The organism is Myceligenerans indicum (assembly GCF_016742955.1).
Classification (GTDB): domain Bacteria; phylum Actinomycetota; class Actinomycetes; order Actinomycetales; family Cellulomonadaceae; genus Myceligenerans; species Myceligenerans indicum.
Window position 1 is genome coordinate 282725 of the sequence record NZ_JABBYC010000001.1, and the last position, 24225, is coordinate 306949.

General features: G+C 71.4%; 17 protein-coding genes and 1 tRNA gene. 13 read left to right on the forward strand and 5 right to left on the reverse strand.

The genetic code is table 11. The annotated features are described in order from the left end of the window. Positions 1 to 129: 129 nt before the first annotated feature. Both HGK34_RS01175 and HGK34_RS01180 read left to right on the forward strand, forming a co-directional pair. Positions 130 to 2901, forward strand: a complete 2772-nt coding sequence (locus tag HGK34_RS01175) for a winged helix-turn-helix domain-containing protein (protein ID WP_201844715.1) — start codon at positions 130 to 132, stop codon at positions 2899 to 2901. A 135-nt stretch (positions 2902 to 3036) separates the two neighbouring features. After that, positions 3037 to 3717: a hypothetical protein gene (locus HGK34_RS01180; RefSeq protein ID WP_201844716.1), complete on the forward strand. Its 681-nt coding sequence runs from the start codon at positions 3037 to 3039 to the stop codon at positions 3715 to 3717. Between the two features lie 215 nt (positions 3718 to 3932). Here HGK34_RS01180 and HGK34_RS01185 read toward each other — a convergent pair. Then, positions 3933 to 4005 (reverse strand) — tRNA-Arg (locus HGK34_RS01185). A gap of 324 nt (positions 4006 to 4329) precedes the next feature. On the opposite strand from HGK34_RS01185, the gene HGK34_RS01190 reads away from it, so the two are divergent. From HGK34_RS01190 to HGK34_RS01205, 4 genes are all read left to right on the forward strand, one after another. Continuing rightward, positions 4330 to 4917, forward strand: coding sequence for a SigE family RNA polymerase sigma factor (locus tag HGK34_RS01190; RefSeq protein ID WP_307815633.1), 588 nt, complete (start codon positions 4330 to 4332; stop codon positions 4915 to 4917). Then, positions 4917 to 6542 (forward strand): hypothetical protein, encoded by a 1626-nt coding sequence (locus HGK34_RS01195; RefSeq protein WP_201844718.1) that lies wholly within the window; start codon positions 4917 to 4919, stop codon positions 6540 to 6542. Before HGK34_RS01190 ends, HGK34_RS01195 begins: the two co-directional genes overlap by 1 nt. Before the next feature lie 114 nt (positions 6543 to 6656). After that, a complete protein-coding gene (argS, locus tag HGK34_RS01200; RefSeq protein ID WP_201844719.1) occupies positions 6657 to 8345 on the forward strand; it encodes an arginine--tRNA ligase in 1689 nt (562 codons plus the stop codon). A gap of 50 nt (positions 8346 to 8395) precedes the next feature. Then, the gene (locus HGK34_RS01205; RefSeq protein WP_201844921.1) at positions 8396 to 9877 is read left to right on the forward strand and encodes a diaminopimelate decarboxylase family protein; all 1482 of its coding nucleotides are present in this window, start codon (positions 8396 to 8398) and stop codon (positions 9875 to 9877) included. Positions 9878 to 10077: 200 nt separating this feature from the next. Here HGK34_RS01205 and HGK34_RS01210 read toward each other — a convergent pair whose 3' ends face one another. Beyond that, complete coding sequence (locus tag HGK34_RS01210; RefSeq protein ID WP_201844720.1) at positions 10078 to 10797, reverse strand: TetR/AcrR family transcriptional regulator; 720 nt, start codon at positions 10795 to 10797, stop codon at positions 10078 to 10080. Positions 10798 to 11161: 364 nt separating this feature from the next. Between HGK34_RS01210 and HGK34_RS01215 the strand changes: the two genes are divergently transcribed. Beyond that, complete coding sequence (locus HGK34_RS01215; RefSeq protein WP_201844721.1) at positions 11162 to 12088, forward strand: NAD-dependent epimerase/dehydratase family protein; 927 nt, start codon at positions 11162 to 11164, stop codon at positions 12086 to 12088. Positions 12089 to 12415: 327 nt separating this feature from the next. Here HGK34_RS01215 and aceB read toward each other — a convergent pair whose 3' ends face one another. Both aceB and aceA read right to left on the reverse strand, forming a co-directional pair. Beyond that, a complete protein-coding gene (gene aceB / locus HGK34_RS01220; RefSeq protein ID WP_201844722.1) occupies positions 12416 to 14143 on the reverse strand; it encodes a malate synthase A in 1728 nt (575 codons plus the stop codon). A gap of 117 nt (positions 14144 to 14260) precedes the next feature. After that, positions 14261 to 15640 carry an isocitrate lyase gene (gene aceA / locus HGK34_RS01225; RefSeq protein ID WP_244666258.1) on the reverse strand — a complete coding sequence of 460 codons (1380 nt, stop codon included), beginning with the start codon at positions 15638 to 15640 and terminating at the stop codon, positions 14261 to 14263. 140 nt (positions 15641 to 15780) lie between these two features. Between aceA and HGK34_RS01230 the strand changes: the two genes are divergently transcribed. After that, positions 15781 to 17274: a helix-turn-helix domain-containing protein gene (locus HGK34_RS01230; protein ID WP_201844723.1), complete on the forward strand. Its 1494-nt coding sequence runs from the start codon at positions 15781 to 15783 to the stop codon at positions 17272 to 17274. Positions 17275 to 17472: 198 nt separating this feature from the next. On the opposite strand, the gene HGK34_RS01235 is transcribed toward HGK34_RS01230, so the two are convergent. Then, positions 17473 to 18810: an extracellular catalytic domain type 1 short-chain-length polyhydroxyalkanoate depolymerase gene (locus HGK34_RS01235; RefSeq protein WP_201844724.1), complete on the reverse strand. Its 1338-nt coding sequence runs from the start codon at positions 18808 to 18810 to the stop codon at positions 17473 to 17475. Positions 18811 to 19110: 300 nt separating this feature from the next. On the opposite strand from HGK34_RS01235, the gene HGK34_RS01240 reads away from it, so the two are divergent. The 5 genes from HGK34_RS01240 (at position 19111) to HGK34_RS01260 (ending at position 24219) form a co-directional block, all read left to right on the forward strand. Then, entirely contained in the window at positions 19111 to 20304 is a 1194-nt protein-coding gene (locus HGK34_RS01240) for a substrate-binding domain-containing protein (protein WP_201844725.1), read from the forward strand. A gap of 80 nt (positions 20305 to 20384) precedes the next feature. Next, a complete protein-coding gene (locus tag HGK34_RS01245; RefSeq protein ID WP_201844923.1) occupies positions 20385 to 21161 on the forward strand; it encodes an ABC transporter ATP-binding protein in 777 nt (258 codons plus the stop codon). Between the two features lie 174 nt (positions 21162 to 21335). Continuing rightward, complete coding sequence (locus tag HGK34_RS01250; RefSeq protein ID WP_244666259.1) at positions 21336 to 22136, forward strand: ABC transporter ATP-binding protein; 801 nt, start codon at positions 21336 to 21338, stop codon at positions 22134 to 22136. Beyond that, entirely contained in the window at positions 22133 to 23011 is an 879-nt protein-coding gene (locus HGK34_RS01255; RefSeq protein ID WP_201844726.1) for a branched-chain amino acid ABC transporter permease, read from the forward strand. The genes HGK34_RS01250 and HGK34_RS01255 overlap by 4 nt, the downstream gene beginning before the upstream one ends. After that, on the forward strand, positions 23008 to 24219 hold the full coding sequence (locus HGK34_RS01260; protein WP_201844727.1) for a branched-chain amino acid ABC transporter permease: 1212 nt from the start codon (positions 23008 to 23010) through the stop codon (positions 24217 to 24219). Before HGK34_RS01255 ends, HGK34_RS01260 begins: the two co-directional genes overlap by 4 nt. Positions 24220 to 24225: the final 6 nt, after the last annotated feature.

A 24225-nucleotide genomic window follows, 5' to 3' on the forward strand; every position in this document is an offset into this window, starting at 1 on the left:
GCGCCGTTCGGGTCCCTGCCGGCGCGGCCGCATCCGGCTTGCGGCTCCAGGCGTCGTGAGACACCACTCCCGTGCGGGCGAATCGGAAGCGCGACCTGTGCCGACCCGCACCCCCATAGCCTTGGTCCCATGGTGTTCCCTGGCACGCGGCTGAGCATCCCGGCGCCGCGACGTGCGCTGGTGAGTCGGCCGCGGCTGACCGAGCGACTGGACTCCGTGCACGACGCGATGCCGCGGCTGCTGCTCGTGGTCGCGCCTGCGGGCTTCGGCAAGACGACTCTGCTGACGCAGTGGCTGACCAAGGCGAGGACCGCCGGCGCGGAGCCGCGTCGAGTCGCGTGGCTGTCGATCGCGGCCGGCGATGACCTCGATCGGTTCCTCACCGGCCTCGTGATGGCCGTGGCCAGGGCTGATCACGACGGGCTCATGGCCGCCGAGGCGGCAGGCGCTCTCGAGTCCGGCGCCGGGATCGCGTCCGATGCCGTGATCGCCGGGCTGATCGACGAACTGGACTCCGCCGACGGCACGACCGTGATCGCACTGGACGACTACCACCTCGTCACGTCGCAGGCCGTCCACGACGCCGTCGACCTCCTGACGGCGAACCTTCCGCCTCACGTCATGGTCGCGATGACCACACGGGTGGATCCTCCGCTGCGCCTTCCCCGGCTGCGGGCGCGCGGCGAACTGCTCGAGATCAGGGCCGCCGACCTGCAGTTCACGCTCGGCGAGGCGCGTGCGTTCCTCAACGAAGCGATGGGCCTGGATCTGGCGGACGCGGAGCTGCGCGCCCTCGAGTCCCGGACCGAGGGCTGGGCGGCGGGTCTGCAACTCGCCGGACTCAGCGTGCGGGGCCGCAGCCCTTCCGAGGTCGCCGACTTCGTCGACGCCTTCGCCGGAAGCCACGGATACGTGCTCGACTACCTGCTCGAGGAGGTGCTCGACAGCCAGCCCGCTGAGGTGCGCGAGTTCCTGCTCACGACGTCGCTCCTGGGCGAGCTCACCGGATCACTCTGCGATGCGGTCACCGGCCGGAAGGACGGCCGGCGGATGCTCGAGCGGCTCGAACGCTCCGGGTTGTTCGTGACCGGACTCGACGACAGCCGCCAGTGGTTCAGGTACCACCAGCTGTTCGCCGACGCGCTGCGCGCACAGTTGGCGCTCCGGCAGCCGGAGCACGAGCCGGGGCTGCATCGGGCCGCGGCGCGGTGGTACGCGGCCCACGAGATGCTTCCCGAGGCGATCGGGCACGCCCTCGACGCCGGCAGCTCCACGGACGCCGCCGAACTGCTCGAGCTCGCTCTGCCGCGACTGAAACGCTCGAGACAGGACCTGATCGTGCGCGCCGCGCTGGATCGCCTGCCGGATGACCTGATCCGCGGGCACCCCCTGCTCGCGGCGTTCGCCGGGTGGGCGCGCCTGTCGATCGGCGACCTCGCGGGCGCACGGCCGTGGCTCCACGGCACCGGCGTCGAACACAGACGCGCCGGTACCCCGGTGGCAGGGCTCGGCGCCGCCGTCCCTGACGCGTTTCATCGTGAGCTCGACGGTGAACTCGACGAGCTGCCGGCCACGGTCGAGAGCTACCGAGCGGTCCTCGCACAGGCATCCGGCGACGTCGTCGGCACCGTGAAGCATGCGCGGCGATCGCTCGAGTTCGCTCCGACGGACGATCACTACACGCGCGGGGCGGCCGGAGGACTGCTCGCGCTCGCGCAATGGGCCTCGGGCGACATCGACGAGGCGATCACGTCCTTCTCCGCCGCGATCGGGAACCTGCGGGCCGGCGGAACGCTCGCGAGCGCACTCGGATCCACCGTCGTGATCGGCTCGATGCAACTCGCGGCGGGACGCACCGGCCAGGCACGGCGGGCGTACGAGCGCGCACTGGAGGAGGCCGAGAAGAGCCCTGCCGCCGCATCGGTGGTCGGCGACCTTCACGTCGGCCTCGCCGAGGTCCTCGTCGAACAGGGCGACGTGGCGGGCGCGACGGCCCACCTCGACACGGCCGCGGGGCTCGGGGCTGGCGCCGGTCTGCCGGAGAACGACTTCCGTCGGCATGTCGTCCTGGCCCGTCTCGCCCTCGCACGCGGCGAGACAGGCCAGGCGGTCGACGCGCTCGATGCCGCCACGTCCGCCTTCCTGCCGGGCTTCCTCCCGGAGGTGCAGCCGCTCCCCGCCGTCCGCGCCCGCGTCCTGATCGCGGCGGGCAGACTGGACGAGGCGAGTGAATGGGCGCGGCAGAAGAGCATCGCCGGTCCGCCGGCCGACGGCCTCCCGGACTACGCATCCGAATACGACATGCTCACCTGGGCGCGTCTGGAGATCCGGGAGCGACACAGTGGCGACCACGCGCTCACCGCGCTCGCCGCTTGGCTGGCGGCTGCCGCCGAGCAGCTCGACGGCACCTCGCGCGGTCGTGGCCGCATCGACGCGGCGATCGCAGCGGCGCTCGCCGAGGACGCCCGCGGGGCGCGGGAGTCGGCCGTCGACCGCCTCGAGCCCGCTGTGCTGTGGAGCGCATCGGGCGGCAGCGCACGCGCATTCCTGGACGACGGCCCGCCGATGCAGGCTCTCCTGGCCGCTGTCGCCGAGCGCGGCGGCCCCGCCGGCAAACGCGCCCGGGAGATCCTCGCACTCCACGCAGTCGCCCGGCAGGGCTCGGCTCTGCCACCACGGTCGCCGGGGCGGACCCCGCAGGGGCCGATCGAGCCGCTGAGCGAGCGCGAGCGCGAGGTGCTGCGACTGCTGGACTCGGAGCTGTCCGGCCCGGAGATCTCGAAAGAGCTGTACGTCTCGATCAACACGTTCCGCACGCACACCAAGAGCACCTTCCTGAAGCTCGGGGTCACCACGCGGCGCGCGGCGGTCGCCCGCGCCCGCGAACTCGGACTGCTCTGACATCCGCGCACCGAAAGCGCCGCGCACCGTCACATCCGCGCACAGTCACATCATCGTGTGAGGCGCGCTCACCATGTCCCCTCCTACCGTCGCGCTGCGGTCGGAACGGTTCCGGCCGGAACCCCAGGAGCAGACATGGCCATCACCGCCACCGGACTGACCAAGGCGGCAGCCGTCGCCACGGCGACCGCAGGAGCGATCTTCGTCGCGGTCCAGATCAACCACCCGCCGATGACCGCGGAAACGACCGAGACTCTCGACTGGGCGATGCGCAGCACCGCCAAGGCGCTCATGGGCGCCCTCGCCGTGTTCGGGCTGACCGGCATGTACCTGCGCCAGCACCGCGAGGCGGGTGTGCTGGGGCTCGTCGGGTACGTGACCTTCGCCGTCGGGTATCTCATGATCATGGCGACCGAGGTCATCGCGCTGACGGTCCTGCCCGTGCTGGCAGGGACGAACCCCGCGTATGTCGACGCGGTGCTCGTCACCGCCGCGGGTGGCACCCCTGCGACGGACATCGGCCTCCTCGAGCCCTACCTGGCACTGTCAGGCATGTTGTACCTGCTCGGCGGGCTGATCCTCGCGATCGCGCTCGTGCGCACCGGGGTGCTGTGGCGCTGGGCGTCGGTGCTGCTGGGACTCGGCGTACTCGGTACCGGGGCGCTCGCGGTGCTGCCGGAGTCCTTCAACCGCCCGATGGCGGTGCCGATCGGGCTGGCGCTCATCGCCCTGGGCGTCTCGCTGTGGCGCAGCCCGGCAGAGCGGGCGGCGGGCTCGGCGGAGCCGCACGCCCACGCCGGGGCTGCCTTGTCGTGAGCCCGGGACGGGGCGGACGCTTACGCTGACCACGACACGCCCGCAACCATCCACATGTCTCGGTCGCCGGCCCGCGATCGACTCCGAGTTCGGGCCGCCAAGGCGTGGGCATCACCCAGCAGTTGGCCCAGCAGAGGCCCCCGAAGCTGCCGTCCAGCGGGCAAGGCAACAGGCCGTGACCGGCGAAATCGCTGGTCACGGCCTGTTTTCTCGGGTGCGCCTGAAGGGATTCGAACCCCCGACCTTCTGCTCCGGAGGCAGACGCTCTATCCACTGAGCTACAGGCGCGGGACCGCGGGTCGGTGGCGATTCCTCGCAACCGCAACGGCCGGAATGAGACTACCAGGTGACAGGCCCCGGGCGTGCATCGATAGTTGTGACGAGCCCGACGGCGGCCTCCGTCGTCGTCCACGTGGCCGGCTGTGACGGCGACGCTCCCTCACCGGACGAGCCGGGAGGCCTCGGCGTGGTGTCTTGCCGGGTCGAGGCAACTGCTCAGGTCAGGCAACCTTTGCTCGGCAGCGTGCGTCTGTGTGCCATGACTTCTCGACGAGGCCGGTCCGGCCGCCGCCCGGACAGCGGTGCGGGACGACGACGAACGAGGTGGTGCGCGTGGTGAGCGAGGACGGGGCGGTTCTGGACGACACCGCGACGGTGGTGGTCACCGGCACCCGCGCCGAGCGCTTCACGGTGTTTGCCAGGGAACGATCGCCCGAGTTGTCGCGCATCGCGTACTTGTTGTGCGGTGACGTGCACCGGGCCGCAGATCTGGTTCAGCTCGCGCTGGAACGGACGTACCGGGCCTGGAACAGGGTGGGCGACGGCGACCCGTTCGCCTATGCGCGCAGGGTGATCGCGACTGCCCGCATCGATTCCTGGCGGCGGACCCGGCGGGACGTCCTGGTCGCACCGGCCGACCTGCGTCCGGGTGCCACGGCGGACGGCGCGCAGCACGTCGTCGACCGCGACGAACTGGTGCGGGCGCTGCGGCAACTCCCGGCAGGCCAGCGGCGTGCCGTGGTGCTGCGATACCTGCTGGACCGGACCGAGAAGCAGACGGCCGAGGACCTGGGGATCACCGTGGGCGCCGTGAAGTCGGCGGCGTCGCGCGGGCTCGACCGGCTGCGTCAGATCCTCGGCACACGTCGGCGTCGCCCGGAGACGACGAACGACACGGTCTCGCGGAAGGAGGCGCAGTGATGAAGGAACAGAGCGACGACCTGATGCAGCTGATCCACGACGCCGCGGGCCGGGTCGGGCCCCTGGAGGGGATCGACGGCGAGGCGATGGCCGGGCGAGTGATCCGCCGCGAGCGCGTGCGGCGAGGTGTGATCGGAGGTGCCGCAGCTCTGGTCCTGGTTGCCCTGGGAGCGGCGGCGATCTGGTCCACCGATCCGCGGGTGCTGCCCGCCCTGCTGCCGTGGGTGCACAACTCCTCGACCCCGACCGAGGTTCGGTCGGACGGCCTGACGTTCGAGGTGCCGGCCGGCTACGAGGAGTTCGACATCACCGGGGACCCGATGTGGGGGCTCGACCCGGTCATCCCCGGAGACATGGAATGGGACCAGAACCCGTACGCGGACTCGTGGGTCGCCGTGGATCCTGTGCAGGACGTGCCGCTGGTCGGCGAACTGGTGGGGAACCCGGTGACCGAAGCCGATGTCCCTGGAGCGGTCGCGGCGCGCTGGTCCTGGTACTCCGCGCAGGACGTCTCCGCCACCGGGTACTGGGAGCGGGGGCCGGGAGACGGTGACTTCGTCGGTGAGCTCGACGTGGAACTCACCGACGGGACGGTGGTGCGCGTGACCATGAGCCTGACGGGTGATGACACGCCGCAGGACACCTTCGAACGGCTCGTCGACACGGTCCGGATCGACGACGAGTTCGGCGGACCGGAGACCGTCCCGATGATCGTCCAGAAGGACCTGCCGCTCCTCGAGACCGATGATGTGCCCGCGTCCTGGCGGCAGGCGGAGTTCCACGGCCTGGAGTACGCGGTCCCCGGTGAGTGGGATGCCGGTCCGGGGGAGGAGGACCCGGGCGACACGCTGCGCCTCGCACGGCCGGACGGCACGGTGGAACTCCGGCTGGAACTGACCGACCAGCTCATGTATCGCGACAACGCGGAGATGGCGGCCGAGTACGCCGAGCTCGGCGAGGACCTTCCGTACTACCGCTTCGACCTGGAAGGGGCCGACGTGTCGCAGGTCCTGGTCGAACGTTCCGACGGCCAGGACCAGGCCTACATCGAGGTGCGTCGTGCCGGCGGCCTCGGGTACAAGGTGAACCTCTTCGCCGACCACGGCACCACGAACTTCGACGACGTCCTCGCCAGGACCCTCGGCGGCCTCGGCCTCACCGCCGGGTCGAACGACGGGACCACGGTCTCCGACGGGCTGGACCCTGCGACCCCGTTGCTGCAGGACCCTCCGTCAGACTGGCGACCGGTCACGTTCGAGGGACTGAGGATGAGGCTGCCGGCGGAGCTGACGAGCGATGAGGGGACGTGGGGGATGTGGGACAACAACTCCGAGGGCTCCTGGGAGGACCTGTCGATCGGTCTCTGGGATCTGGAGGCGTACGACCAGCCCTTCGACCTCGATGAGAGCGGGTACGGGTACGAGCCGCCGGGCACCGTGCGCGGGGTCGTGACCGTCGGGACCGACCCCGAGTCCGGGGAGTACTTCGCGGGGGACGCCACCTTCTGGCTCACGGCCGACGGGCGCAAGTCGTTCGAGATCTCCTACAAGGGCCCCGGGGCGACCGAGGAGCGGTGGTGGCAGATCCTCGCGTCCCTGGACGCGACGGGTGCGACCTCACCCTGATCCGGTGCCCGACGCCGGCCGGTGCCCCAGGTGCAGCGGCCGGCGTCGGGCGTCGCGTTCCCGGGCTGTGGAAACCGCGGGCTGTGTGCGCGGCGTCGCCCGTAGAATCGTCGCGTGACCCCCACCGAGCTCTCCGGAGCACTCAGCGCTGCCCTTGCCGCGGCTGTGGCCGACGGCACCCTTCAGCTCCCCGCCGACGCGATCCCCGCCTCGGTGCACGTGGAGCGACCCCGGCAGCGAGAGCACGGCGACTGGGCCACGAACGTCGCGCTCCAGCTCGCCAAGAAGGCCGGCACGACTCCGCGGGCACTCGCCGAGGACCTGGCCGCACGCCTGGCAGAGAACGCCGGGATCGCCTCGGTGGACGTCGCCGGGCCGGGCTTCCTGAACATCACCCTCGATGCGGGTGCGGCCGGTGAGCTGGCGCGCACGATCGTTCAGCAGGGCGCGCAGTACGGCCGCAACGACTCCGAGGCCGGCACCAGGATCAACCTGGAGTTCGTGTCCGCCAACCCGACCGGCCCGATCCACATCGGCGGAGTGCGCTGGGCGGCCGTCGGTGACTCGCTGGCACGCATCCTCGCGGCGTCCGGCGCCGAGGTGGAGCGGGAGTACTACTTCAACGACCACGGCGCGCAGATCGACCGGTTCTCCAGTTCCCTCCTCGCCTCCGCGCAGGGGAAGCCCGCTCCCGAGAACGGCTACGGCGGTGCGTACATCGCCGAGATCGCCGAGGCCGTGATCGCCGATGCGATCGCCGACGGCGACACAGACCCGCGCGAGCTGTCCGACGACGAGGCGCAGGAGGCCTTCCGCGCCCGCGGCGTCGAGCGGATGTTCGCCGAGATCAAGCAGTCCCTGCACGATTTCGGCGTCGACTTCGACGTCTACTTCCACGAGGACTCGCTGCACGAGTCCGGCGCGGTGAAGCACGCCGTGGACCGTCTGACCGCGGACGGCCGCACGTTCGAGAAGGACGGCGCGCTGTGGCTGCGCACCACGGACTTCGGGGACGACAAGGACCGCGTCATCATCAAGTCCGACGGCGACGCCGCCTACATCGCCGGGGACATCGCGTACTACCTCGACAAGCGCGAACGGGGCTTCGACGACGTCATCATCATGCTCGGCGCCGACCACCACGGCTACGTCGCCCGCATGATGGCCGTCTGCGCCTCGTTCGGCGACACGCCGGGCAAGAACATGCAGATCCTGATCGGCCAGATGGTCAACCTGGTCCGTGACGGCCAGCCGGTGCGCATGTCGAAGCGTGCTGGCACCGTGGTCACGATCGATGACCTGGTCGACGCCGTCGGCGTGGACGCCGCCCGCTACGCGCTCGCACGCTCGTCCGCGGACCAGAACATCGACCTCGACCTCGACCTCCTGGCGAGCCAGAAGAACGAGAACCCCGTCTACTACGTCCAGTACGCGCACTCACGGACCTGCGCCGTGGACCGGAACGCGGCCGATCGCGGCGTCCGGCTCGAGGACGCCTTCGACCCGGCGCTCCTCAGCCACGAGTCCGAGAGCGCGCTGCTCGGCCGCCTCACCGAGTACCCGCGGATCGTCGCCCAGGCCGCCGAACTGCGCGAGCCCCACCGCGTGGCCCGCTACCTGGAGGCGCTCGCCGGTGACTACCACTCCTGGTACAACGACGACGCCAAGCTGCGCGCCAACCCGTACCCCGACGAGGCCGTGACGGACGCGCACCGCACCCGCCTCTGGCTGAACGATGCGGTCCGCACGGTCCTCGCCAACGGCCTGGGACTGCTGGGCGTGAGCGCCCCGGAGCGGATGTGAGCGGCGGTGCGCCGGCCGGCGCATCCGAGGGACCAGGTACGACGGCGGTCGTGGGCGGGCAGTCCGGTCCCGCCGCGCTCCCCGTCGGTTCGGCCGGCGCGCCGTGGTCGAGCGGAGTGCGGCGCGGCGACGACGGCGCGGTGGAGGTCGCGGGTGTCGGCGTCGCCGACGTCGCGGCGGACCACGGGACGCCGTCGTACATCCTCGACGAGGCCGACTTCCGCGCTCGCGCCCGTGCCTACCGGACCGCCTTCGAGGCGGCGTTCGCGGCGGTGGGGACGGGCGTGGACGTGTACTACGCGGGCAAGGCGCTGCTGACGGTGGCTGTCGCGCGCTGGGCTCGTGAGGAAGGGCTGCGGGTCGACACCGCGTCGGGCGGCGAGCTCGCCGTGGCGCTGCGGGCCGGAGTCCCTGGTGAGGCGATCGGGCTGCACGGCAACAACAAGTCCGACGCCGAGATCGTGCGCGCGTTCGAGCACGGGGTGGGACGGATCATCGTCGACTCGCTCGCCGAGATCGATCGCGTCGCCGAACTGGCGGTGCAGCACGGTGTGGTGGCGCCGGTCATGGTGCGTGTGACCACCGGCGTGCACGCGGGCGGGCACGAGTACATCTCGACCGCGCACGAGGACCAGAAGTTCGGGCTGTCGGTCAGCCCCGCCTCCGGGGCGTCGGGACAGGCGTCCCGGCCGTCGGGGACGGGTACCGCGGCGTCCGGTGAGACTGCCGGCGGTGCCGCGTCGTCGGCGGTCGACAGCCCGGCGATGGCGGCTCTGCTGCGGATCCTCGAGCGGCCGAGCCTGCGTCTGCTCGGCATCCACTCCCACATCGGCTCGCAGATCCTCGATCCGGACGGCTTCGAGGCGGCGGCGCGTGCGGTGCTGGAGCTCCGCGCGGAGCTGGCCGCACGGACGGGTGTACTGGTCGGTGAGGTGGACCTCGGCGGCGGGTACGGCATCGCCTATCTGCCGGGGGAGGTGGCGCTCGATCCGGAGCGCGTGGCCAAGGACGTCGCGTCCTCGGTCGCGGACGTGGCCGCACGCCTCGATACGCCGCTGCCGCGGTTCTCGATCGAGCCGGGTCGCGCGATCGTCGGGCCGGCGGGCATGACGCTGTACACGGTCGGCACTGTCAAGCCGGTGACGGTGGGCGGGGGTGACGGCGAGCCGTTCACGCGGCTGTACGTCTCGGTCGACGGTGGCATGAGCGACAACATCCGGCCAGCGCTCTACGGCGCCGACTACCACGCGGAGATCGTCGGGCGCTCCTCCGACGCGGAGCCCGTGCTCGCACGCGTGGTCGGCAAGCACTGCGAGTCCGGCGACATCGTGGTGCACCGGGTGATGCTCCCCGGCGACGTCCGGGCGGGCGACCTGCTCGCGGTGGCCGCGACCGGCGCCTACGGACGTTCCATGGCGTCGAACTACAACATGCTGCTGCGTCCGCCGGTCGTGGCGGTACGCGACGGGGCGTCCCGCGTCCTGATCCGCCGAGAGACCGAGGACGATCTGCTGGGCCTCGACCAGGGATAGCGCCACAGGCCCGCCGGCGCCCGAGTCCGATGTCCGTCGGGCTCGGGCGCCGCGCAACCGCCCCGGCGGCGCCGCGCAACCGCCCCGGCGGCGCCGCGCAACCGCCCCGGCGGCGCCGCGCAACTGGCACCGTGGACAGGTTCCCGTGCAGCGGAGCTGCCCGTTCCCACGGCCGCGCCGGCGGCGTGCCGCAGGCTGTCTCACACGCGCAGCTGAATGCCGAGATCCGCGGCCAAGCGGATGGCGACCTCGTCGTACCAGCGGGCGGGGTCGGTCACTGAGCCTGCCAGATGCCCGAACAGTTCGAACGACACGGTCCCGAACAGCTGGCTCCAGGCCATCAGTGTGCGGACCACGGACTCGGTGGCGAGGCCGCTGCGTGCGAGGCCGTGCTCGACGACGAAGTCCCGGGCACCCGCGACCGTTGCGTCGGTTCCTGCGCCACCGCGCGGCGCAGGAACCGCGCGAGCGCCGTCGGCGTAGGCATCCCCGACGATCCGCGCGAGGACCTGGATGACCCGTGTGGCCGGCTCCACCGTGTCCTGCGGAGCGGCATACCCGGGGATCGGCGTGCCGTACAGGAGGGCGAAGTCCCCGGGCCGGTCCATGCACCAGGTGCGCAGGGCGCGGCAGGCCGCGAGCCATCGGCCACCGGTGTCCTCCCGCGCCACCTCGGTCTCGGCTCGTTCGACGGCCTCCCCGAGCTCCCCGTAGGAGTCGATGAGCAGCCTGGTCAGGAGCGCGTCACGGCTCGGGAAGTACCGGTAGACGGCGGAGGACACCATGCCGACGTCGCGGGCGACGGCTCGTAGCGAGAGTCCCGCAGGCCCGTCGGAGCGCAGTCGTGCGCGTGCGGCGTCGAGAATCTCCTGCGTCAGCGTCTCACGTGCCAGAGCGCGTGCCGTGCGGGGTGTGCTCATCGGCCCAGCCTCTCAAGTGAGAGCGTTGTACGCAACACGGAGCAGTGCTCTTGATTCGGAGCGTTGATCGTGACATGCTGCTCGAAATGAGAGCGGCGCTCTCGCAGTGCGTTCGGTGGTGGGAAGGGTGTGCGGTCGGCCACGGGTCGGCCAGCGACACGCACGCCCGCTGCCGCACACCACGCCCCGCGCGCCGCGTCCCGGCCGTGCGTGCCTCGCCCGACAGCACTCGAATGCACCGCATCCCGATCACGTCGAACCCAAGAACATCGAACCCGAGCACACCGCACCCGACCACACCGCACCCGACCACACCACATCCGACCACTCCACATCCGAGCATCCTCAGACCCCAGGAGCATTCATGAACACCACAGATCACCACTTCGTCGTCGGCGCCGGTCCCGTCGGCCGGAGTACCGCCCAGCAGCTCGCCGAGCGCGGGCTCCGCGTCACGGTGGCCACCCGGTCCGGCCGCGACACCGGGATCGCCGGTGTCGAGCACGTGACGGTGGACGCTTCCGACGCCGATGCGCTCTCGCGTGCCGCGGAGGGCGCCACCACGCTCTACAACTGCGCCAACCCCGGCGACTACACGCAGTGGGAGCGTGCCTGGCCGCCTCTGTCCGCCGCGCTCCTCACCACTGCCGAACGCACCGGCGCGGTCTATGCCATCACCGGGAACCTGTACCCGTACGGGCCGGTCGACGGCCCGATGACGGAGGACCTGCCGGATGCGGCGACCGACCACAAGGGACGGTTGCGCGCGCGGATGTGGGCGGACGCGCTGGCAGCGCACCATGAAGGCCGGATTCGCACCGTGGAGGTGCGCGGAGCCGACTACATCGGTCCCGGCGTGGGCGGGAACGGCCACATCACCCGCGTCCTTCCCACAGCCCTGCAGGGCAGGACGGTCACGATGATGGGCCGCGTCGACCAGCCGCACACCTTCACCGACGTGGGCGACACGGCCCGCACGCTGATCGCGGCCGCCGCCGACCCGGGGGCTCACGGGCGCGTCTGGCATGTGCCGAGCAACGCCCCGACGACCCAGCGTCAGGCGCTGACCGACGTCCTCGCGTCCGTCGGGCGCCCTCCCGTCCGCATCCGGACGCTGCGCGGGCCCGCGCTGGCCGCGCTCGGGCTCGTGTCGCCGCTGATGCGGGAGGTGCGCGACATGGTCTACCAGTTCGAGCGGCCGTACGTGCTGGACGAGACCGCGGCCCGGAAGCAGTTCGGCATCGAGCCGACACCCTGGGACGAGATCTGCCGCCTGACGGCAGGCCGGTGACACGGCGACCGGGCCGGGCGACGGCCGCCGTACCGGGCCGACACCGCGCGCCGCCTCGGTACGGCGGCGGTGCCTGCCGGAGCCCGATGGGCACGACGTCGCCCCGGCCGGTCTCGGGGAGAGTGGAGAGACCTGCCGGGGCGACTGAGCCGGACCAGGAGGTGAGCCCTCCGGCCCGGCCTCCGTCGTCACCGTGGTGGCGACGTCGGAGTCCGGCACCCCCACGCCTGCGCCGTGCCGCCCGGTGCCGTGTGGGCACAGGGCCGCCCGGCCCGTGTGGCGCGTTCTGTCTGCCTCAGAATTCCAGAGGGTGCCGCCTGCCGGGCCTCACGGCTGGTCTGCCGTGGAGCCCACCAGGAACTGGGAGTACGCACCGAGGGTGAGGAACGACGGGAAGTCGTCGCTCAGCGCCACGGAGCGGAAGACGGCCGCGGCGTCGTCGATGCGGTGGCCGTGTGGCCGGGGAAGGTCGGCGAGGACGTCGAGGATGAGGGCCTCGACGCGGTCGCGCGTGATGCGCCGGCCGTCGTCGGCGGTACGGGTGCCCGCCGCGATCCACTGCCAGACCTGCGAACGGGAGATCTCGGCGGTGGCGGCGTCCTCCATCAGGCTGTCGAGCGCCGCTGCCCCTGTACCGCGCAGCCACGAGTCGATGTAGCGGATCGCCACCGACACGTTCGCGCGCAGCCCGTCGGACGTGACCGTGGCTCCGGCACGGCCAACCGAGGCGATGTCCAGCAGTTCGTGCCGACCCACGCGGACGTCGTCCCGCAGACGCGCGACCTGGTGCGGTGCCGCGCCGAGCACGGCGTCGAACTCGGCCTTCGCGACCGGGATGAGGTCGGGGTGAGCCACCCAGGAACCGTCGAACCCGTCGCCCGCCTCCCGGCGCTTGTCCGCCGAGACCTTCTCGAACGCGCGCCGGGTCACCTCCGGGTCGTGGCGGTCCGGGATGAAGGCGCTCATGCCGCCGATCGCGTGTGCTCCCCGCTTGTGGCAGGTGGCGACCAGCAGCTCGGTGTAGGCCCGCATGAACGGAGCGGTCATCGTGACCTGGGCACGGTCCGGCAGCACGTACGACTCGCCGCGCGAGCGGAAGCACTTGATGACGCTGAAGAGGTAGTCCCAGCGGCCGGCGTTCAGGCCGGCGCAGTGGTCGCGCAGCTCGTGGAGGATCTCCTCCATCTCGAACGCCGCGGGCAGCGTCTCGATCAGGACCGTGGCGCGGATCGTGCCGCGGGGAATGTCGAGCGCCTCCTGGGCGGTCTCGAAGACCTCGTTCCACAGCCGCGCCTCGCGGTAGCTCTCCAGCTTGGGGAGGTAGAAGTACGGCCCGCGACCCCGTGCGATCAGCTCGGCGGCGTTGTGGAAGAAGTAGAGGCCGAAGTCCACCAGGGCGCCCGAGGTGCACCGGGTGATCCCGTCCGCGCCGGTGTAGCGCAGGTGCTTCTCGACCAGGTGCCAGCCGCGGGGGCGGAACACGATCGTGGGCAGGTCCGTCAGGTGGGAGGAGCGCAGCGTGTAGTGCCTTCCGGCGGCGTTGGTGTGCTCCAGCGTGCCCCGGATCGCGTCGTGCAGCGCGAGCTGGCCCTCCACGACGTTGCGCCAGGTGGGGGAGGAGGCGTCCTCGGCGTCGGCCAGCCAGACCTTGGCACCCGAGTTGAGGGCGTTGATCGTCATCTTCGGGTCGGTGGGACCGGTGATCTCGACACGCCGGTCCTCCAGGCCGGGGGCACCGGCCGAGCCGGCGACCCGCCACTGCGGGTCGTCGCGCACGGGGCGAGTCGCCGCCCGGAAGTCGGGGTCCACGCCGGAGGAGATCTCCTCGCGCCGCTGCTCCCGCTCGGTGAGCAGCCGGTGACGGCGTGCGGCGAAGCGGTCGTGCAGGAGTGCCAGGAAGTCGAGCGCCTCGGGCGTGAGAATCTCGTCGTAGCGGTCGCCGAGCGTGCCGGTCACGCGCACGGAACCCCGGGGGACGGCGTCGAAGGCAGCCGACGTCGCGACCGTGTGCGCAGTCGCGGTGCGCGGGGCGGGTGTGTCGATCGTGCTGGTCATCTCAGTCCTCCAGGGCATGGGGCTGTGGGTGGTGCTGGTCGCCGAGACAGTCGCCCGTCGCTCCGGAGCGACTGCCTCGGCAGTTCGGGGGGTGCGTGGCGCCTCAGCGGAGGGGCGTCAGAACTGGGCCGACTCCGTGGACCCCGACATCGCCGTCGTGGCGGAGTCCGGGTTCAGGGCCGTGGAGACGCGGTCGAAGTAGCCGGTGCCGACCTCGCGCTGGTGCTTGGTGGCGGTGTAGCCACGCTCCTCGGCGGCGAACTCCTTCTCCTGCAGCTCCACGTAGGCGGTCATCTGCTCGCGGGCGTAGCCGTGCGCCAGGTCGAACATCGAGTAGTTCAGCGCGTGGAAGCCCGCCAGGGTGATGAACTGGAACTTGAAGCCCATGGCGCCGAGCTCGCGCTGGAACTTGGCGATCGTGTCGTCGTCGAGGTGCTTCTTCCAGTTGAACGACGGCGAGCAGTTGTAGCTCAGCATCTGGTCCGGGAAGTCGGCCTTGACGGCCTCCGCGAACTTCCGCGCGAGCTCGAGGTCCGGCGTGCCGGTCTCCATCCAGATCAGGTCGGAGTACGGGGCGTACGCCTTGGCGCGGGCGATGCACGGCTCGATCCCGTTGGTGACCTTGTAGAAGCCCTCGGCGGTGCGCTCGCCGGTGATGAACGGGCGGTCCCGCTCGTCGACGTCGGAGGTGATGAGGGTCGCGGCCTCGGCATCCGTGCGGGCGATGACCACGGAGGGCACGTCGGCGACGTCGGCCGCCAGGCGGGCGGCGTTCAGGGTGCGGATGTGCTGCTGGGTGGGGATCAGCACCTTGCCGCCCAGGTGGCCGCACTTCTTCTCGGACGCGAGCTGGTCTTCCCAGTGCACGCCGGCGGCGCCGGAGGTGATCATCGACTTCATCAGCTCGTACGCGTTGAGCGGGCCGCCGAAGCCGGCCTCGGCGTCGGCGACGATCGGGGCGAGCCAGTCGATCGACGGAGCGCCGTTCCCCGAGCTTTCTGCGACGTCGATCTGGTCGGCGCGCAGCAGCGCGTTGTTGATGCGGCGCACCACGGCCGGCACGGAGTTTGCCGGGTACAGCGACTGGTCGGGGTAGGTCTGGCCCGCCAGGTTCGCGTCACCGGCCACCTGCCAGCCCGAGAGGTAGATCGCCTGCAGCCCCGCCTTGACCTGCTGGACGGCCTGGTTGCCGGTCAGCGCGCCGAGCGCGTTGATGAAGTCCTCCTCGTGGAGCTGCTTCCACAGGCGCTCCGCACCGCGGCGGGCCAGGGTGTGCTCCTCGCCGACCGAGCCGCGCAGCGCGATGACGTCCTCGGCGGTGAAGGTCCGGTCGATGCCGGCCCAGCGCGGGTCGTTCGCCCAGTTCTCGGCCAGAGCTTCCGCGGTGGTCACCTGGTCGCCCGGGCGTGTGGTGCCGGATCCGTCGGACGAGCCGACGGCCTGGGGGCTCGCGGCCCCCGGAAGGTTGCGTCGGGTGACGATGGTCGGAGCGGTCATGGCGGGTACCTCCTGGGTTGCGTTCTCCGCTGGACTGATTCGACCTTCTGTCATCGAATCGCTCCAGATCTAGTGGAACTCAGAAGAAATTCCTGCAAACTTCTGCTGGACGGAACGAACGCGGTGTGTCACCCTCAGATATGCCCACGACGACGCCGAAACGCGGAACCGCGCAAAACGCACTGGCCGGCTCCTCGGAGGCCGAGCCCGACGCCCTGACCATCGGGCGCCAGGTGCGTTCTCTGCGCACGCGGCAGGGAATGAAGCTGGAAGAGCTCGCCGCAGCGATCGGGCGGGCGCCGTCCCAGGTCAGTGCCCTGGAGAACGGGAAGCGCGAGCCGAAGTTCTCCCAGCTGCAAGCCCTGGCCAGAGCGCTCGGCGCGAGCGTCGACGACCTCCTCGACCCCACGCCCCCCTCGGAGCGTGACGCCCTCGAGATCGAGATGGGCCGTGTGCAGCGCGGGCCACTCTTCGCGACTCTCGGGCTCTCCGGGGTGCGGATCGGCAAGTCCTTGCCCGACGACGCCCTCCGGACGATCCTCGGGCTGAACCGAGAGCTGGAGCGGCTGCACGCCGAGCGCGCGCTCACGCCGGAGGAGGCGCGACGGGCCAACGCGGAGCTGCGCGCCGAGATGCGGGCGTCCGACAACTACATCCCGGAGCTGGAGGAGGTGGCTCGCGGGCTGCTGGACGACGTCGGTCACACCAGCGGGCCGCTGCCGCAGCGGATCGCCGCCGAGATCGCCGCGAACCTCGGCTTCACGCTGCACTACGTGCCGGACCTGCCGCACTCCACGCGGTCGGTGATCGACAACCGGCATCACCGCCTGTACCTCCCGGCGAGCGGGCCGCGCGGCCGCTCCAACACGCGGTCGGCGATGCTGCAGGCCCTGGCCTCGCACATCCTCGGGCACACCGAGCCGCAGGACTACGGCGACTTCCTGCGCCAGCGCGTCGAGGCGAACTATCTGGCGGCAGCGCTGCTGGTGCCGGAGAGGGCGGGCGTGAAGTTCCTCCGCGACGCGAAGGACACCCGGACGATCGCGATCGAGGACCTGCGGGACGCGTTCGCCGTCTCCTTCGAGACCGCCGCCCACCGGTTCACGAACCTCGCGACCAGGCATCTCGGCATCCCGGTCCACTTCATGAAGGTCCACGAGTCGGGAATCCTGCACAAGGCGTACGAGAACGACGGCGTGAAATTTCCCTCGGATCCGCTCGGCGCGGTCGAGGGCCAGCACGTGTGCCGCAAGTGGACCGCGCGCGTGGTCTTCGGGGTGGAGGACAAGTTCAACCCGTACGCGCAGTACACCGACACGCCGTCGGGCACCTACTGGTGCACCTCACGCGTGGAGAACACGCAGGACGGTGCGTTCTCGGTGTCGGTGGGTGTGCCGTTCGCGCACGTCAAGTGGTTCGCCGGGCGCGAGACCACGCACCGTGACCAGTCCCGCTGCCCGGACGAGTCGTGCTGCCACCGGCCGCCGTCGGACCTGGTCGACAAGTGGCAGGACTACGCGTGGCCGTCGGCGCGTCCGCACGCCTCGATGCTGGCGGCCATGCCGGCCGGCGCCTTCCCGGGGGTGGAGACCCGCGAGGTCTACTCCTTCCTGGACCGCCACGCCCCGGAGTGACGGCCGCCCGGTCCCAAGGTCCGCTCCGGTGCGAGGCGCGGAGACCCGCGAGGTCTGCCTCTCCGCGCCCCTCCGCCGCTGCCGAACGGACAGGTGCGAGCCGACGTGCGTCGACGTGCGTCACCAGGTGTCCGTTCGGCAGCGGACGGTCTCACGAGCCGTCCGTGCGCCGGGGCGGGGCGGGAACCTCCTCGCGGGTCAGCAGGAGGAGACGACGTCGAAGTGCCCGGGGGACGTCTCCGACAGCGTCGTGACCGTGGCGTCGCCCAGGCCCAGGTAGTCCTCGGACCCGTTGGCGTAGAACGGGTTGTAGGGGTTGACGCCGTAGGAATGTGCGCGGCCCGCTGCCTCGTGCTCGGCGTTCGTCGCCGAGCCGCAGTAGGGTCCCGGGTCGGTCGGCGTCGGTGAGGGTGTCGGGGTCGGTGAAGCCGTCGGCGTCGGCGAGGGCGTCGGCGTCGGCGTCGGCGTGCCCGACCGGTCGGCCCGGCGGTTGTTCTCGAAGAAGAACCCGGTCACGTAGGCGGGGTAGTTGATCGAGCTCGTCGAGATGTACGACCCGCCAGCTCCGCCCCCGGCAGGCCAGTTGTGTCCCAGCCCGGAGTTCTGGATCAGCGAGACGCGCGGGCCGTCGCCATCGGACCACAGCGTCCCGGACCCACTGGTGTTGCTGCCCTCCAAGGATCCGAGCGAGAACGACGACTGGTCGCCCGCGCCGTAGATCCCGGCCATCACCTGGGCGTTCAGCGTGTTGTACCCGGGAGCCACGGTGGTGTCGTTCGAGCCGTACACCACCGAGGTCAGCTGGGTGCCGAACTCCCCGGACGCCGACCCGGCGAAGTCGCGGCAGGTCGAGGTGGCCTGGGCTTCGTTGGTGGCGACGTAGCCGATCTGGAGCGACGACGTGCCCACGGCCGGCCCCGCGTTGCTCCCGATCCCGGCGAAGACGTCCGGCGCGAGGCAGCCCATGACGAGCGTCTCTCCGCCGCCGGACGACAGCCCCGTGACGTAGACCTGGTCCGGGTCGATGTCGAGCGCGGTGTCCGCGAGCAGGTCGTCCACCAGGTCGAGCAGGTTGTCGTCGTGCCTGCCCGGTGAGGTGCGCGAGTGGTTCGTGTCGTAGTAGTCCCAGCAGCCGGCGATCACGCCGCCGTTCGGTACCGCCGGCACCGCGACGACCATGCCGTAGGCGTCGGCCGTCGACTCCCAGTTGCCACCGGACCGCAGGTCCGACGACGTCTGCACGCAGCCGTGCAGGTTGACCATCAGGGCCCGCCCCGCGGGGATGGCCGGAGCTGACGTGGGCATGTACAGCTCGGTGGTCATCCCGCCGGCACTGCGGCTGGACCACGATCCCGCGCTTGCCGTCCCGGAGGACGCGCTCTCGCCGGAAGCGTCGGCGGACTCGCAGCCGGGCAGGGTGTCGAAGGGCGACGGGCAGATGATTCCGGCGGTCGCGACCGGTGCGGCGGCGATCGCCGCCGCGCCTCCCGCAAGGGCCAGACTGAGCGCCGCTGTGGCGCTGATCAGGCGTTTCATGTGTTACCTCCTCGTCGAGGTGGGCCGGCCCACGCGCCGTCGAGCAGGTCCGGCCGGACGCGCCGGACCATTGCTGTGACCTGAATCACCTGTCAACTATGGCTTCCCGGTCCGCCTGCCCCGGAGTGGGCCCGGGGTGGGCCCGGAGCGGACCTGGAGTGGGCCCGGAGCGGACCCGGGGTTGACACGGACCGCGCGCCGGCAGCATGATTCCCAAAACCTGAATCGCCTCTCAGTTTTCCGGTGGCCATCGGCCGGCCGGGCACGGGCGGCGAGTGAAACCCGAAGAAGGGCAGAGTCATGCGGACGAAGAAGTCCCTCCACGCACTTGCCGTCGTCACGGCGTGCGGCCTCGCGCTCGCAGCCTGCGCGCCGAGCACGGCAGGCGGTGCCGCCGGCTCCGGCGAGGACGACGCACCGATCGACATCGGGATCATCTACTCCGAGTCCGGGGCGCTGGCCGCCTACGGCGCGGCCTACAAGCAAGGCTTCGAGGCCGGGCTGGACTACGCCACCGATGGCACCGGGGAGGTCGATGGCCGTGAGCTGAACATCACCTACGTCGACGACGCGGGCGACCCGGAGAAGGGCGTCTCGGCCGCGAAGGACCTCATCGGCAAGGGCTACGAGATCCTGGGCGGGACCGTCGTGTCGGGTGTCGCGCTCGCGATCGCCGAGCAGGCCGAGCAGAACAAGGTGCTGTACGTCTCGGGACCCGCGGCGGTCGACACGCTGACCGGAATCAACCACTACACGTTCCGCAGCGGCCGCCAGTCGCTGCAGGACGTCGCGACCGCCGGCACGTTCGTCGACCCGGACGGCGCCGACGTCGTCGTGTACGCGCAGGACAACGCGTTCGGCCAGGGCAACCTCGCGGCGGTCGAGGCGGTGCTCGGCGCGCAGGGTGCGAACGTCTCGTCCGTGCTCGTGCCGGAGGACGCCACCGAGTTCACCCCGTTCTCGAAGAAGGTGCTGAACGCCGACCCCGACCTCGTGTTCGTGGCCTGGGCCGGAGGCACCTCGGGCGCCATGTGGGAGGGGCTCGACCAGCAGGGTGTCCTCGATGCGACGACCGTGGTCACGGGCCTCGGCGACGTGTCGACCTACGGTGCGTACGGCGACGCCGCGGCGAAGGTCGAGTTCCTCAGCCACTACTTCGCCGGCGCCGCGGGCACCGACACGGAGCAGGCGATGATCGACGGCGTCGAGGCAGCGGGCGGTACGCCGGACCTGTTCACGCCGGACGGTTTCGCCGCCGCGCAGATGATCGTGCACGCCGTGGCCGAGGGCGGTGACGACGTCGACGGCATGGTCTCCGCGCTGGAGGGCTACGAGTTCGAGGGGCCCAAGGGCGACATGACGGTGCGCGCGTCGGACCACGCCCTGATCCAGCCGATGTACCAGGCGAGCCTCGTCGCCGACGGCGACGCCTGGGTGCCCCAGCTCGTGGAGACCGTGGACGCCGAGGCCGTCGCCCCGGCAGAGGCGGGCTGAGGCCGATGGGAGGCGAGCCGGGTACCACGCTGCGGCGGGGCCGGCAGGACGCGGCGGGGCTGCCCGGTCCCGCCGGGGAGATGTCGGACGACGGCGCCGGCGGCCTGGGCACTCCCGCACTGGAGGTCCGCGGGCTGGGCCTGACCATCGGCGGGGCGCGCATCCTCGCGGATGTCGACCTGCGGGTCGCGCCGGGGGAACTGGTGGGCGTCATCGGGCCGAACGGCGCCGGCAAGACCACCCTGTTCAACCTGATCAGCGGCATCCACCGGCCCACAGCCGGCCAGGTGCTGCTCGACGGTGACGACGTCACCCGCACGGCCGTCGCGGCACGCTCACGAGTCGGGCTGGGACGGACGTTCCAGACGTCGAGCCTGTTCCCGCGGCTGAGCGTGGTGGAGAACGTCCGGCTCGCCACCCAGCGCCGCCGCGGCGGTTCGCTGTCGGTCCTGTCCTTCCCCCGGCGCGGCGATGCCGCGTCCACGGAGGCGGTGGAGCACCTGGTCACGGTTGGCCTGGTCCACCGCTCCGAGGTGGCCGCGGGCGACCTGTCCCACGGCGACAAGCGCAAGCTCGAGATCGCCGTGCTGCTGGCGATGGGGTCCTCCGTCGTGCTGCTCGACGAGCCGATGGCGGGTCTCGGCACGGCGGACGTGCCCGGCCTGGTCCGGGTGATCCGCGACATCAAGGCGAGCGGCCGCACCGTGATGATGGTGGAGCACCACATGGATGTGGTGCTCGGCCTCGCGGACCGGGTCGCCGTGATGCACCACGGAGAGCTGCTGATCTGCGACACGCCCGACAAGGTCATGGCGGACGAGACCGTCCAGACCGCCTACCTGGGAGATCTGGCATGAGTACGGCACCGACGATGGGTGCAGCGGACGGTGTGGGCCGAGGGACGAGGTCTGCGCCGGTGGCGGAGCACGAGGAGGTGCTGCGATGAGTACGGCACCGACGATGGGTGCAGCGGACGGTGTGGGCCGAGGGACGAGGTCTGCGCCGGTGGCGGAGCACGAGGAGGTGCTGCGATGAGTACGGCACCGACGATGAACACGAACGTTCTGGAGGTGCGTGGGCTGTCCGCGCGAATCGCGGGGCAGGAGGTGGTGCACGACGTCGGCTTCGAGGTCCCCGCGAGTGGTGTCACGGCGGTGCTCGGCCGCAACGGCGTGGGCAAGACCTCCACGCTGCGGGCGATCCTGGGGCTGATCGAGCGCACCGGGGAGGTGCTCCTCGACGGCCGCCGCGTGGACGGCGAGCGGACCGAGCGGATCGTGCGCCGCGGCGTCGGCTACGTCCCGGAGGACCGTGACGTCTTCGCCGGCCTCACCGTCGCCGAGAACCTGCGGCTCGCGGAGCGCACCGGGCCGCACGGGACGACGCCGGAGCGTCGGCGCCTCGTCGACGGGCTCTTCCCGGACCTGGTCCGGCGCGCCCAGCAGCGAGCCGGGACACTGTCCGGAGGGCAGCAGCAGATGGTGTCGCTCGCCCGCGCACTGCTCAACGACAACCGGCTCCTCCTCGTGGACGAGCCCACGAAGGGACTCGCGCCAAGGATCGTGGACGACGTCGCCGGCGCGCTCGCGGCCGCCGCACGCACCGTTCCGATCCTGCTCGTGGAGCAGAACCTGAAGGTCATCGAGAGGCTCGCCGAACGCGTCGTCGTGATCGACGCCGGCCGCGTGGTGCACACGGGACCCGCTCCTGAGCTGCTGGGGGACCCGGACCTGATCCAGCGACTCCTCGGCGTGCACGCCGACGGCGTCGAGCCTCCGGGCGCAGACCCGGCCACGACGGCCGTCGGGCACCAGAAGGGGGGAGCGCGATGAGTACTCTCATCCTTCTGCTCGTCACGGGTGTGGGCCTCGGCGGGCTGTACTTCCTCGTGGCGTCCGGCCTGTCCCTGATCTACGGCCTGATGGGCATCCTCAACTTCGCGCACGGCTCGTTCCTCACCCTCGGCGCGTTCGCCGGACTGGCGGCCGCGAGCGCCGTCGGTCAGGACACGTGGGGCGGCCTGGCGCTCGGCCTGGTCGTGGGCGCGGTGACCGGGGCGGCCGCGGCGGCCGTCACGGAGCTCGGTCTGATCCGGCCGCTGTACGAGCGGCACATCGAGCAGGTTCTGGTCACGGTGGGGCTGGCGCTCGCCTCGGTGGCGCTGTTCGAGGGCATCTGGGGGCCGAACCCGCGGACGGTGCGCCGCACGGAGTGGCTGACACGGACCACGGAGTTCCTCGGGGCGCGCATCCCGAACACCGCGTTCCTCAACATCCTGGCCGCGGCGCTGGTGCTGGGCGTGATCGTCGCGTTCCTCAAGTACACGCGGTACGGGCTGATCATTCGCGCGGGGGTGGAGAACCGGGCGATGGTGACGGCTCTCGGCATCGACGTGCGTACGGCGTTCACGCTGGTCTTCGCGGTGGGCGGGGCTGCGGCGGGGCTCGGTGGCGTGCTGGCCACGCAGTCGCTGAACTACGTCTCCCCGCACATGGGCGCCAGTCTGCTGATCTTCGCGTTCATCGTCACGGTGATCGGTGGGATGGGCTCGCTGCCGGGTGCGGCGGTGGCGTCCGTGGTCGTCGCGGTGCTGCAGCAGCTCGCCAACTACTTTCTTGCCAACACGGGTGACTTCATCGTCGTGCTCCTGCTGGCGCTCGTCCTGCTCGTGCGACCGTCCGGCCTCATGGGAAGGAGAGCCGCATGAACGCCCCCGACCATCTCCCCGCAACCCCTGTCACGGGGACGGCGTCTCCGGGTGCGGGCGCCCCGCCCGGCCGCGGCGAGGACGCCGGGCAGGTGTCTGCCGTGCGTGCCGCGCTGCCTCGTGCGGTGGGGGGTGGCCTGGCCGTGATCGTGCTGGGGTGCCTGCCGCTGCTCGCGCTGACGATCCCCGGGGTGCTGCCCGGCTACACGTACGAGCCCGGCACGCTGCAGCTTCTCGGCCTGTGCTGGCTCACCGCCGCGCTGGCCCTGACGTACCACCTGCTGCTCGGTGTGGTGGGGCTGCTCAGTTTCGGGCACGCGCTCTACTTCGCGGCCGGGGTGTACGGGCTCGCGGTCGTGCTGGAACGCACGGACATTCCGCTGCTCCCCGCGGCCGCCGTGGTCCTCGCGGGGGGCGTGCTGCTCGCCGGGGTGATCGGCGCGATCTCGCTGCGTGTCACCGGGATCTCGTTCGCGATGGTGACGCTCGCGTTCGCGCAGGCGGGGAACGTGCTGGTGCGCCGTGACCCGGCTGACCTCACCGGTGGTGAGGAGGGCATCGCGCTGGCCACCGGCGGGGTGCCGGACGCCTTTGTCGGCGTCGTCAACACCCGCAACCTGTACTGGGTGGCGCTCGCGGTACTGGTGGTCACGTATCTCGTGGCGCTGTGGATCGAGCGCTCCCGGGCGGGCCACATGGCCGCAGCGGTGCGGGAGAACGAGACGCGGGTGCGGATCATCGGCGGGCGGCCGTACGTGGTCAAGCTGGTGGTGTTCGTCCTGGCCGCGACGCTTGCCACGATGGTGGGTACGGCGTACCTGCTGCTGCAGTCCGGGGCCTCGCCCGCGGTGTCGACCGCGGACTTCACCCTGACGATCCTGGTCATGGTGGTGCTCGGTGGTGTGGGGTCGCGCTGGGGTGCTGTCGTGGGGGCCGTGCTGTACACGGTGCTGGACCAGCGGCTGGGCGAGTTCGCCGGTTCCGAGGCGGTGGCGGGGCTGCCGGCCGTGCTGCGTGTCCCGTTGTCCGAGCCGATGTTCCTGCTGGGGACGTGCTTCATCCTGGTGGTCATGTTCCTTCCGGGAGGTATCGCGGGCGCGGCCTCGCGCGCGGTGGACCGGGTGCGACGGCGCGGCCCCCGCGGTCCGGGCGGCCAGGGTTCCGCCGGGCCGGGTGAGCGGCCCGTGGCCGAGGCGGTGCCGTCGTGACGCCGG

What these genes read in the sequence shown, in the direction of transcription:
- HGK34_RS01175 (WP_201844715.1), top strand. Translation starts at nt 130, where the DNA reads ATGGTGTTCCCTGGCACGCGGCTGAGCATCCCGGCGCCGCGACGTGCG.
- HGK34_RS01180 (WP_201844716.1), top strand. Translation starts at nt 3,037, where the DNA reads ATGGCCATCACCGCCACCGGACTGACCAAGGCGGCAGCCGTCGCCACG.
- HGK34_RS01195 (WP_201844718.1), top strand. Translation starts at nt 4,917, where the DNA reads ATGAAGGAACAGAGCGACGACCTGATGCAGCTGATCCACGACGCCGCG.
- HGK34_RS01210 (WP_201844720.1), bottom strand. Translation starts at nt 10,797, where the DNA reads ATGAGCACACCCCGCACGGCACGCGCTCTGGCACGTGAGACGCTGACG.
- HGK34_RS01215 (WP_201844721.1), top strand. Translation starts at nt 11,162, where the DNA reads ATGAACACCACAGATCACCACTTCGTCGTCGGCGCCGGTCCCGTCGGC.
- aceB (WP_201844722.1), bottom strand. Translation starts at nt 14,143, where the DNA reads ATGACCAGCACGATCGACACACCCGCCCCGCGCACCGCGACTGCGCAC.
- aceA (WP_244666258.1), bottom strand. Translation starts at nt 15,640, where the DNA reads ATGACCGCTCCGACCATCGTCACCCGACGCAACCTTCCGGGGGCCGCG.
- HGK34_RS01230 (WP_201844723.1), top strand. Translation starts at nt 15,781, where the DNA reads ATGCCCACGACGACGCCGAAACGCGGAACCGCGCAAAACGCACTGGCC.
- HGK34_RS01235 (WP_201844724.1), bottom strand. Translation starts at nt 18,810, where the DNA reads ATGAAACGCCTGATCAGCGCCACAGCGGCGCTCAGTCTGGCCCTTGCG.
- HGK34_RS01240 (WP_201844725.1), top strand. Translation starts at nt 19,111, where the DNA reads ATGCGGACGAAGAAGTCCCTCCACGCACTTGCCGTCGTCACGGCGTGC.
- HGK34_RS01245 (WP_201844923.1), top strand. Translation starts at nt 20,385, where the DNA reads ATGTCGGACGACGGCGCCGGCGGCCTGGGCACTCCCGCACTGGAGGTC.
- HGK34_RS01250 (WP_244666259.1), top strand. Translation starts at nt 21,336, where the DNA reads ATGAGTACGGCACCGACGATGAACACGAACGTTCTGGAGGTGCGTGGG.
- HGK34_RS01255 (WP_201844726.1), top strand. Translation starts at nt 22,133, where the DNA reads ATGAGTACTCTCATCCTTCTGCTCGTCACGGGTGTGGGCCTCGGCGGG.
- HGK34_RS01260 (WP_201844727.1), top strand. Translation starts at nt 23,008, where the DNA reads ATGAACGCCCCCGACCATCTCCCCGCAACCCCTGTCACGGGGACGGCG.